The sequence below is a fragment of the Mycobacterium sp. E3305 genome (assembly GCF_001666785.1).
Taxonomy (GTDB): Bacteria; Actinomycetota; Actinomycetes; order Mycobacteriales; family Mycobacteriaceae; genus Mycobacterium.
The window spans coordinates 38,144-45,670 of sequence record NZ_LZJA01000167.1 but is presented as its reverse complement, the minus strand read 5'-3'; the positions used below and the strand labels follow the sequence as shown (position 1 = coordinate 45,670).

The window sequence follows — 7,527 nt, the reverse complement described above, 5'->3', positions numbered from 1 at the left end:
CGTAGTCAAACGTGGGGGCGGGTGGGGGCCATTTTCTTTGCCTGCTCCAGCTTTTCGCCGATCTTCTCCAGATCTTCGCGGCTGATCGCCAACTCGACCTGCGGCCACACCACGTCCTGCTCGTAGGCGATGTGTTCGCGGCCGGCCTTGACGAACTCCTGCAGCGCTTCGTGATAGTCGGGTTCGCCGGGCTTGCCGTCCTCGAGCCGCTGCAAGAGTTGCTTGCCGGCCTGCTCCTGCTCGATCGCCTTGTCGACGATTCCGTCGCCGATCGCATCGCGCACCGCCGGCCAAAACAATTGTTCCTCAATGGCTTCGTGCTGGGACTCCGCGATGATGAGATTGTTCACGAAGGTCTCCAGGCCGCTCGCTTCGGCGCCCGAACCCGACGGCGCCCCGTCGAGCGTCTCGAACAATCCGAGCACGCTTTTGTGGTCCTGGCGAAGAAAAGTGATTGCGTCCATGCCTTGCCTTCCAGTTGGGCTGATGACTCGAAGTGGCCTGCGGATACCCGGGGCGACGGCATTGAAACGCGCTGGCCCGCGGCGAATTTCGAGTGATGGTGGGGGAGAGAGCTGCGCGCGGTGCGCGCCGTCTACATTCAGCCCGAGGCCCGTCCCACGTCGGACTAGCGCAACTTCGGCAAGACGTTGGTGCGGTAGAACTCGATGGCCGTCAGCGGATTGCCCTGCGGGAAGTGCAAAAACGGGACGGCGCCCGCGTCCAGGATCGCCTGCACCGCCTTGACGTGGGGTGTCGCGTCGGTTCCGACCGTCCAGTTCGCCAGCACCTTGTCGATGGGGTTGGCCTGCGCGGCGCGCTGGATTTCGACCGGATTCGGCTGGTCGACGGCGCCGGCGGTGAAGCGCCACAGATTTGCCGCGGCGGCGGCCTCTGCGGCGTCGCCGACGACGGCGAACAGCTCGGCCCGCTTGCCCATGCCGCCCGGGTCGCGGCCTGCGGCGCGCGCGCCGGCGCCGAACGCCGCCAGCAGCGCCGGATTCGTGACGTCGCGTGCCTGACCGATCCAGCCGTCGCCGTATTGGCCGGCCATCGTCGCACTCTTGGGCCCGCTGGCCGCCACGAAGATCGGCGTGGGGCTGGCGGGCGTGTCGTAAAGCTTCAACGCGTTGGTCTGAAAGTACCGACCGGCGAACGAGATTCGTGATCCGCTCCACAACTGTCGGATCAGGCTGATCGCTTCGACCAGCCGGTCGTGGCGCTCGGTGTAGTTGCCGAAGGCGTTGGTGCTCGCCTGTTCGTTCAGCCGTTCCCCGGTCCCGACTCCCAGGAACACCCGTCCGGGATTCAGGATGGCCAGCGAGGCAAAGGCCTGGGCCACCACGGCCGGGTGGTAGCGGTAGGTGGGGCAGGTCACGCCGGTACCGAACGAGACGCGGTTGGTGGCGTTGCCGACCAGCGCCAGGGTCAACCACGGGAACATCGAATGGCCCTCGTTGTCCTGCCATGGCTGGATGTGGTCGCTGGCCCAGACGTGGGCAAAACCGGCCTGTTCGGCCGCCTGGGCCTGCGCCACGAGTTGTTCGGTGCGGAACTGCTCGTGCGAGAGCACCAGACCCACCGGCCTGGCCGCGGGCGGTGGTGGGGAACCGGGCGCGGCGTGGTCGGTGCCCGGCCGCCCGCAGCCGGCACCGAGCCCGGCGGCGCCGAGCATGCCCGCACCGGCGGCCGCCCGCCCGAATGCGCGACGCGAAACGCCGGTCATCGAAACAACGTACCCACCGGTTCTGCGATGACACCCCGGATGCGGGTAACCGCTAACCTGACTCGGGTGACCCCCCAGGCGCGCCCGGCGCGGAAGGCCGATGTCCGCGAACTGTCGCGCACCCTGGCGCGTGCCTTTTACGACGACCCGGTGATGACCTGGCTGCTGCCCGACGACAGGGCGCGCACCGCGAACTTGCACCGGGTCTTCGGCACGATGACGCGACACCATCATCTGGGCTGTGGCGGCGTCGAGGTGGCCTGCGACGGCCCGGGCATCGGCGCGGCGGCACTCTGGGATCCGCCCAACCGTTGGCGGGAGACGCGCCTGGGCGAACTGGCGATGACCCCGACTTTCCTGCGCGTGTTCGGCATGCGCGCGACGAGGGCCCGCGGCGTGCAGGAATTGATGAAGCGCACGCATCCCGAAGAGCCGCACTGGTATCTGGCCGCCATCGGGAGCGACCCGTCCGTCCGCGGCCAAGGCTTCGGCCAGGCCCTGATGCGGTCCCGGCTCGACCGCTGCGACGCCGAATACTGTCCGGCGTATCTCGAATCGAGCAAGCCCGAAAACGTGCCGTACTACGAACGTTTCGGTTTCACGGTGACCCGCGAGTTGGTGTTGCCCGACGGTGGTCCCACCATGTGGGCGATGTGGCGCACGCCGCGGTAGCGTTTAGCCCCCCTACCCGGCGGGCAACCGATCCCGCATGAGCGAAAACCCGCAAGCCGAGGGCGACCCCGCGGACTTCCCCGAGGAGGGCGGGCCCGGCGACACCCTGAACGCGAGCGAAGGCACCGACTCCGACGAACTCCACAACGACGACGGTGACATCGTGGTCGACCCTCCCGAGGACTGGAGCGAGGCCAACCGCTTCGGCATGACGGCGCGGGAAGAGCGCGAGGGGGAATCCCTGGACGCCCGGCTCGCCGAGGAGGAACCCGACGTCTCGCCCGACATGCCGGGCGCGGGCGTGCCGACCGACGGTCCGCCCGGACGCGCTCATCGGGGCCAGATCGACGGAGCGCCCGAGGACGGTGAGTCGCTGTATGAGGTCGTCGACGAGAACGCGGCGCCGGACATCACCCAGACGACGGAGTGATGCGGCCAGTGTCCGACTGTTCACTGCGCATGCGGCGGCTGGGCGCCCGCTAAGGGGTGCTCTTCCAGCCGGCGATGCCGATCGCGATCATCCGCAGTTGCTTGACGGCGATCCGCCGGATGTCTTCGAGCGCCTCGGCGCTCTGCGCGTCCTCGATCGCCTCGGCGATGACGATCATCGCGTTGACGAACAGGGTCGCCAGGACGTTGAGGTCCTCGGTGGTCCACTCGTGCAGCCGCGGAAAGCGGGCCAGGTCGGTCGCCAGCTCGGAGGTGATCAACCGGATCTCGGTCCGGATGGCGTAGCGCAAAACGCTCAGCCCGCTGTTGCGTTCGCGCGCGATGAACCGCCAATGTTCGCGCCGCTGCGCGACGCTGGCGACCAGTATCTCCACCGATGACTCGATGACTCGGTTCGGGTCGAGCTTCCCGGCGCGGGCTTCACGCAGGGTATCGCGCAGGCTGCGGAATGATTCGTCGATCAGGACCAGCCCCAGTGCCTCCATCGACTCGAAGTGGCGGTAGAACGCCGCAGGCACGATCCCGACCTCGCGGGTCACCTCCCGCAGGCTGAGGCTGGAAAAGCTGCGGTCCTGCAGCAGCTTGAGGGCCGCGGCGATGATGGCGCGCCGGGTCGCCTCCTTGCGCTCCTCACGCGACCGGCTTTCGCGCACGCGCTCGCGACCAGAACCGCGCACCCGTGAGCTAGGAGTACGGCTGTTCACTGTGTGAACCCTACCACAGACCTGCAGTAAACCCTTGACTGACCGGGTGGTGCGGCTGCACGGTGTACATATGTTCACTCAAGCTACTTCGAGTCGGGCCCTCGCCCGAACTCTTCGGAAGCGGGTGTTGGGTTCCGACCTCCTCGATCTGCTCACCGGGCCGCACGGTGTCGACCGTTACACCGAGCTGGTGGACCCGACCTGGACGCTGGGCCAGGCCCGCGCCAAGGTGATCGACGTGCGCCGCACCACCGCGCGCAGCGTCACCCTCACGCTGGCCCCGAACGAAAGCTTCACCTCCGCCTGGACGGTCCAAGCCGGCCAGTACGTCAACCTCGCCGTCGAGATCGACGGTCGCCGGCACACCCGCTGCTACTCCCCGGCCAATGTCGAAGGAGCCGCCAATCTCGAGCTGACCATCGGCCGGCACGACGGCGGCCTGGTCTCCAACTACCTGTACGAGCAAGGCCGCCGCGGCATGGTGTTCGGCTTGACGGGCGTGGGTGGCGACTTCGTGTTGCCGGCAAACCGACCGAACCGGATCCTCTTCGTCTCCGGTGGCAGCGGCATCACTCCGGTGATGGCGATGCTGCGCACGCTGGTCGCCGAGAATCACCCGGGCGAGATCGCGTTCGTGCACTACGCACGCACCGCGGCCGAGGCCTGCTACCGCGACGAGCTGGCGACCCTGCCCGGCGTCCGCGTGCTGCACGGCTACACCCGATCCGGCGGTGGCGATCTGGAAGGCCGGTTCGGCGCCGCGCATCTGGACGCCGCCATGGCCTCACCCGACGCGGTGTTCGTCTGCGGCCCAACGCCTTTGGTCGACGCCGTACGGGCCCACTGCGACAACGTCTACACCGAAAGCTTCGTGCCGCCGTCGTTCGAGGCGCCCGCCAGCCCGTCGGGCGGCAAGGTCACCTTCGCCGACAGCGGGGTTGACGTCGTCGACGACGGACGCTCGCTGCTGGAACAGGCGGAATCCGCCGGCCTGTCACCCGAGAACGGCTGCCGGATGGGCATCTGCCACACCTGCACCCGACGGAAGACCGCCGGAACGGTGCGCAACCTGATCACCGGCGCCGTGTCCACCGGACCCGACGAGGACGTGCAGATCTGCGTGTCCGTCCCCGTCGGCGATGTCGACCTATCGCTCTAGCCGCCAGAAATTTCCGAGAGGAAAAGCCATGACACAGAACAAGATCAGCCTGACCCCCGAACAGGCCGACGCATTCGGCCGCGAGCTGGACGCCATCAGGGAGCGCGTGATGGCCAGCCTGGGAGCCGAGGACGCCGACTACATTCGCCGCGTCATCAAAGCGCAGCGAGCGCTGGAGGTCGGCGGGCGCGCGCTGCTCTTCCTGCCGCCCGCCTGGCTGCTGGGAACCACGATGCTCGGCTTGTCCAAGATCCTGGACAACATGGAGATCGGCCACAACATCATGCACGGTCAATACGACTGGATGCGTGACCCGACCATCTCCGGCCGGTCCTTCGAGTGGGACACCGCGTGCCCGGCCGATCAGTGGCGGCATTCGCACAACTACATGCACCACACCCACACCAACATCGTGGGGATGGACCGCGACATCGGCTACGGCATCCTGCGGATGAGCGAAGACCAGCGCTGGGAGCCCTACTTCCTGGGCAACCCGCTCTACGCCTTCCTGCTGATGGTGCTGTTCCAGTACGGCGTCGCGCTGCACGAGCTGGAAACCGAGCGCATCCGCGCGGGTGAGATCGAATTCGCCGACAAGCGCGAGGTGCTGCGCGAGATCTGGAAGAAGACTCGCCGGCAGACGCTGAAGGACTACGTGGCCTTCCCGCTGCTGGCCGGCCCCTTCGCGCCGTTCGTCTTCGCGGGCAACCTGTCGGCCAACCTGATGCGCAACGTGTGGTCGTACATGATCATCTTCTGCGGCCATTTCCCCGACGGCACCCAGGAGTTCACCGTCGAGGAGACCAAGGACGAGTCGCGCGGCATGTGGTACTTCCGGCAGGTCCTCGGTTCGGCAAACCTGACCGGCGGCAAGCTCTTTCACCTGCTATCGGGCAACCTCTCCCACCAGATCGAGCACCACCTGTTCCCGGACATGCCGGCACGCCGGTACGCCGAGATCGCGCCGGAGGTGCAGGAGATCTGTGAGCGCTACGGCATCCCCTACAACCGCGGCCCGCTGCTGAGGCAGTTCGGGACGGTCGTCCGCAAGATCGTTCGGCTGACGTTCCCCGACTCCATGGTGCGGAAGGTTACCGGCGACCGCTCGGCCGATCCGGTGCCCGTGGCCGCCTGACGGTCGCCCACGTCCCCCACGCGCAAACCGGGCCTTGCGCGCGGGGGACAATGGGCTGCGTGGAGTGGACCGGCGCACGCTATGCGGACAAACCGACGGTGGAGGCATCGACGTGGATCGATGCGGATCCGGCCCGGGTGTGGAGCCTGGTTTCCGACATCAAGCTGATGCCGACCCTGAGCAACGAGTTGCAAGCCGTCGAGTGGGCCGAGGGTGCCGACGCCCCGTGCGTGGGCGCGCGCTTCGTCGGACACAACCAGCACGACGCGTTCGGGCAATGGAGCACCACCTCCCAGATCGTCGCATACGACGAACCGCGTGAATTCTCCTGGGCCGTAGGCGAACCCGACAATCCCGCGGCGATGTGGCGGTTCAGGCTGACGCCCCGCGACGGCGGCACCGCGCTGAGCTACTGGATGCAGATGGGGCCGGGCCGTTCGGGGTTGTCGGTGGCCATCGAGTCGATGCCCGACAAGGAGCAGAAAATCGTGTTCGTGCGGATGCGCGAGTTCGAGGCCGCGATCGGCAAGACACTCGCGGCGATCAAGAGGCTGGCCGAACACGGGGTGCGCTGATGCGCACCGCGACGACGGTCGAGTTGTCCAGCGCCGCGGGCGAAACCGCCGCTTTCGTCGTCGAAGCGGAACGACTGGGCCTCGACGTGTGCTGGGTCGCCGAGGCCTGGGGCTCCGACGCGCCCTCGGCGCTCGGCTACCTCGCGGCGCGGACCGAGCGGGTCCTACTGGGCTCCGGTGTCCTGCAGGTGGGCGTCCGCTCGCCGGTCATGGTCGCGCAGACCGCCATCACGCTGTCCAACCTGTCGGGCGGACGATTCCTCCTCGGGCTCGGCGCATCCGGCCCGCAGGTGATCGAGGGCCTGCACGGCGTCTCCTTCAGCCGGCCCCTGGCGCGCATCTCCGAAACGGTCGACATCGTGCGGCAGGTCTTCGCCGGCGGCAAAGTGTCCTACTCCGGCAAGCAATTCCACATTCCGCTGCCCGGCGGCGAAGGGGTGCCGATGCGGTTGTCGACCCGGCCCGAGCACCCGATCCCGATCTACCTTGCCGCGCTCTCACCGGCGATGCTGCGGTTGACGGGTCGGACCGCCGACGGGTGGCTGGGCACCAGCTTCGTCCCGGTGGGTGCCGGCGAGGCCTACTTCTCACACCTCGACGAGGGCTTGGCCGCCGCCGGCCGCACCCGCGCCGACGTCGACATCTGCCAGGGCGCCGAAGTCGCCTTCGCTGCCGACGAGCAGGAGTTGCGCGGCATGGTCGCGGGCCGCAAAAAGGAGCTCGCCTTCAGCCTGGGCGGCATGGGCTCGTCCAGCACGAACTACTACAACCAGGCCTACAGCCGCCAAGGCTGGTCCGAGATCGCCGCCGAGGTACGCGAACGCTGGCAGCGCGGCGACCGCGACGGCGCGGCCGCACTGGTCACCGACGAGATGGTGTTGGCCACCACGCTGATCGGCACCGAGGAGATGGTTCGCGCCCGGCTCAGCGTGTGGCGGGACGCCGGCGTGAGCACCGTGCGGCTGTATCCGGCCGGCGACACGCTGGATGCGAAGCTTGGCACGCTCGGCCGGGCCATCGAGCTGGTCGGCGAGATCGGCTAAACCCCGACCGTGGCGGATATGGACAAATCAACGACGGGTTTTCGTACCCGGGCCACACGCTCG

8 protein-coding genes and 1 pseudogene are annotated in these 7,527 nt (G+C 67.9%); 6 read left to right on the top strand and 3 right to left on the bottom strand.

Annotated features, from left to right (window positions below; all coding sequences use genetic code 11):
• Positions 1-11: 11 nt before the first annotated feature.
• Both A5701_RS15825 and A5701_RS15820 read right to left on the bottom strand, forming a co-directional pair.
• Positions 12-464: pseudogene (locus A5701_RS15825) on the bottom strand (hemerythrin domain-containing protein); the annotation flags it as partial.
• 164 nt (positions 465-628) lie between these two features.
• Positions 629-1,726, bottom strand: a complete 1,098-nt coding sequence (locus tag A5701_RS15820; protein WP_067755344.1) for a F420-dependent hydroxymycolic acid dehydrogenase — start codon at positions 1,724-1,726, stop codon at positions 629-631.
• A gap of 66 nt (positions 1,727-1,792) precedes the next feature.
• Between A5701_RS15820 and A5701_RS15815 the strand changes: the two genes are divergently transcribed.
• Entirely contained in the window at positions 1,793-2,398 is a 606-nt protein-coding gene (locus A5701_RS15815; RefSeq protein WP_067755342.1) for a GNAT family N-acetyltransferase, read from the top strand.
• A gap of 37 nt (positions 2,399-2,435) precedes the next feature.
• The gene (locus tag A5701_RS15810) at positions 2,436-2,828 is read left to right on the top strand and encodes a hypothetical protein (RefSeq protein ID WP_067755338.1); all 393 of its coding nucleotides are present in this window, start codon (positions 2,436-2,438) and stop codon (positions 2,826-2,828) included.
• A 49-nt stretch (positions 2,829-2,877) separates the two neighbouring features.
• Here the strand turns inward: A5701_RS15810 and A5701_RS15805 are convergent, their stop codons facing one another.
• Entirely contained in the window at positions 2,878-3,525 is a 648-nt protein-coding gene (locus A5701_RS15805; protein ID WP_197499038.1) for a TetR family transcriptional regulator, read from the bottom strand.
• Positions 3,526-3,622: 97 nt separating this feature from the next.
• Between A5701_RS15805 and A5701_RS15800 the strand changes: the two genes are divergently transcribed.
• The 4 genes from A5701_RS15800 to A5701_RS15785 are packed head-to-tail and all read left to right on the top strand — an operon-like array spanning position 3,623 to position 7,464.
• Positions 3,623-4,711 carry a ferredoxin reductase gene (locus A5701_RS15800; RefSeq protein ID WP_067755336.1) on the top strand — a complete coding sequence of 363 codons (1,089 nt, stop codon included), beginning with the start codon at positions 3,623-3,625 and terminating at the stop codon, positions 4,709-4,711.
• 28 nt (positions 4,712-4,739) lie between these two features.
• Positions 4,740-5,846: an acyl-CoA desaturase gene (locus A5701_RS15795; protein WP_067755334.1), complete on the top strand. Its 1,107-nt coding sequence runs from the start codon at positions 4,740-4,742 to the stop codon at positions 5,844-5,846.
• Positions 5,847-5,896: 50 nt separating this feature from the next.
• Positions 5,897-6,421: an SRPBCC family protein gene (locus A5701_RS15790; RefSeq protein ID WP_197499039.1), complete on the top strand. Its 525-nt coding sequence runs from the start codon at positions 5,897-5,899 to the stop codon at positions 6,419-6,421.
• Positions 6,421-7,464: an LLM class flavin-dependent oxidoreductase gene (locus A5701_RS15785; protein WP_067755332.1), complete on the top strand. Its 1,044-nt coding sequence runs from the start codon at positions 6,421-6,423 to the stop codon at positions 7,462-7,464. Before A5701_RS15790 ends, A5701_RS15785 begins: the two co-directional genes overlap by 1 nt.
• The last annotated feature ends 63 nt before the right edge of the window (positions 7,465-7,527 follow it).

Coding starts and splice junctions, on each gene's coding strand:
- A5701_RS15820 (WP_067755344.1), bottom strand. CDS start 1,726: ATGACCGGCGTTTCGCGTCGCGCATTCGGGCGGGCGGCCGCCGGTGCG.
- A5701_RS15810 (WP_067755338.1), top strand. CDS start 2,436: ATGAGCGAAAACCCGCAAGCCGAGGGCGACCCCGCGGACTTCCCCGAG.
- A5701_RS15800 (WP_067755336.1), top strand. CDS start 3,623: ATGTTCACTCAAGCTACTTCGAGTCGGGCCCTCGCCCGAACTCTTCGG.
- A5701_RS15795 (WP_067755334.1), top strand. CDS start 4,740: ATGACACAGAACAAGATCAGCCTGACCCCCGAACAGGCCGACGCATTC.
- A5701_RS15790 (WP_197499039.1), top strand. CDS start 5,897: ATGGGCTGCGTGGAGTGGACCGGCGCACGCTATGCGGACAAACCGACG.
- A5701_RS15785 (WP_067755332.1), top strand. CDS start 6,421: ATGCGCACCGCGACGACGGTCGAGTTGTCCAGCGCCGCGGGCGAAACC.